The organism is Sporomusa sp., assembly GCF_057736855.1.
This window is the reverse complement of sequence record NZ_JBYKYF010000384.1, coordinates 1-2,482: the sequence shown is the minus strand read 5'-3', so window position 1 is coordinate 2,482 and position 2,482 is coordinate 1. Positions and strand designations below refer to the sequence as shown.

The window sequence follows — 2,482 nt, the reverse complement described above, 5'->3', positions numbered from 1 at the left end:
ATGGAGTCAAAATTAAGGATGCTGCGCTGGTAGCTGCCGCCGTACTGTCTGACCGCTATATCACTGACCGCTTCCTGCCAGACAAGGCCATTGACTTAGTTGATGAAGCGGCTGCCAAACTCCGCACCGAAATTGACTCTATGCCCAGCGAACTGGATGAAGTACTCCGCCGCATTATGCAGCTAGAAATTGAGGAACAGGCATTAAAGAAAGAAACTGATCTGGCTTCTAAGGACAGACTGGAACGCATTCACCAAGAATTAGCTAGTCTTAGGGAACAAGCTGATTCCTTAAAAGCTCAATGGCAGTTGGAAAAACAGGCAATTGTTCGATTGCGAAATATAAAAGAAGAAATTGAAAACGTTCGTACCCAGATGGAAGCAGCAGAACGAAGCTATGACTTAAACCGCCTGGCTGAACTTAAATATGGCCGTTTGCCGGAATTAGAAAAAAAATTAAAAGCCGAAGAAGAACAACTAACCAGCAACCGGACTCACAAAACCATGCTGAAAGAAGAAGTAGATGAAGATGATATTGCCAAAGTGGTCAGCCGTTGGACAGGTGTGCCTGTCACCAAACTTATGACTGGCGAACGGGAAAAACTGATTAATCTTGAATCAATCCTCCACCGCCGGGTAATTGGCCAAGATGCTGCAGTCACCGCTATCAGCGAAGCTATTATTCGTGCCCGCGCTGGGATCAAAGATCCCGGCCGTCCCATAGGCTCCTTCATCTTCCTTGGACCAACCGGTGTCGGCAAAACTGAGCTGGCAAAAACTTTGGCCGAAGTATTGTTTGATGATGAACGCAATATGATTCGCCTGGATATGAGTGAATACATGGAAAAACATGCGGTCGCACGGCTCATCGGTGCTCCTCCCGGCTATGTCGGCTATGATGAAGGTGGTCAGTTAACAGAAGCTGTACGTCGCCGCCCCTACAGTGTCGTACTTCTAGATGAGGTAGAAAAAGCTCATAATGATGTATTTAATGTCCTGCTACAAATTTTGGATGATGGACGCCTAACTGACAGTAAAGGTCGTACCGTTGACTTTAAAAACACAGTCATCATTATGACCTCCAATCTTGGCTCCCAGGAAATTTTAAACAACGAATTTACGATTGCTAAAGAGCGGGTTCTGGAACTTCTCAAACGTCACTTCCGTCCTGAATTTTTGAACCGAATCGACGACATCATTGTCTTCAATGCTCTGTCTGCCAGTCAAGTGGCGGAGATTGCCGCCATCATGTTAGAGAACCTGAACAAACGCCTGCATAAGCAACTTAATATCAGCCTAACCTGGGACGATAGTGCCCTCAAGCTGCTAGCCAAAGAAGGTTATGATCCTCAATTCGGAGCGCGCCCCCTAAAACGTCTTATTAGTCACGTGGTAGAAACCGAACTGAGTAAAATGATTATTCGCAGCCAAGTTCGGGAAAATGACAAAGTGCTGTTAAGCGCCCCTGCCGGAAAATTAGTATTGACCGTTGAACCAAAGAAGGACGCCCAATAACATAAATAACTACTACTGATTCCCAGCCAATGCTGGGATTCTCTTTTTTCAGGACTTAAGTACTAACAGTATTATGACTTTTGATTGATTGAATTCCAGTAATGTTCAACTTATACTTATGATGCCATTATTTTTATAATCACACTCATATAGCTTTCCTTTCCAACCTGCTTATGAGGTCCATATATTGGGCAAAAGGGAGTTGTTTTTATGCCTACTACCAGAATGACTGCAGTTAAAGATTTAAAACCAGGCATGATCATTGGTGAACCGGTTTTGTCAGCCAGTGGCAAGATACTGTTGGGAACAGGTATCGTCATCACCCCACGTACGATTTCGCTATTAATGATGTGGAATGTCAGTCATGTCTTTGTTGTTTGCGATTCACCCGACAACAGCCCGGAAGAACCTGCACCGCCAGAACAGGTACCCAGCAGCCAAGACCTCTTAGTTGAAGAATTTATGCACTTTTTTAAAGAGTACGACGCACTGATTACGACTACTTCCCAATCTTTTGATTTTATCCGAAATACCGATCAAATTCCGGTTCAAGAACTAAAAGATATTTCGTTTAATATCTATTCTACCGTATTATCCACTGGACCGGCTATTATGGAATATTTGCTGGTAAGTGACTACAATCTTGCCGACAAAGTTACTCGCCATTCCGTTATGGTAGCCTTCATCAGCAGTATCATCGGCCGTAAACTTAAGTTTAACGATGAGCAGATAAAAACACTTGTCCTTGCAGGCCTGTTACATGATATTGGCAAACTGGTTATTGCCAAAGATGCCGAACCCGAACCTAAAGCCCACGTAATTAACGGCGGTAAGCTACTCCGACATGTGCCATCTTTACCGCAAGAAGTTTTATACAGTGCATTGCAACACCATGAACTCATGGATGGCACTGGTTTCCCACTAGGAGTAACAGGCAAGAAAATCCACCCCTATGCCAGGATTATTGC

General features: G+C 44.2%; 2 protein-coding genes. Both read left to right on the top strand.

Annotated features, from left to right (window positions below):
• Positions 1–1,514 (top strand): AAA family ATPase (locus AC29Z1_RS16570; protein ID WP_488272557.1); only part of this gene is annotated, 1,514 nt, incomplete at its 5' end.
• A gap of 210 nt (positions 1,515–1,724) precedes the next feature.
• On the top strand, positions 1,725–2,482 hold a 758-nt coding region (locus AC29Z1_RS16565), incomplete at its 3' end, for an HD-GYP domain-containing protein (protein WP_488272556.1).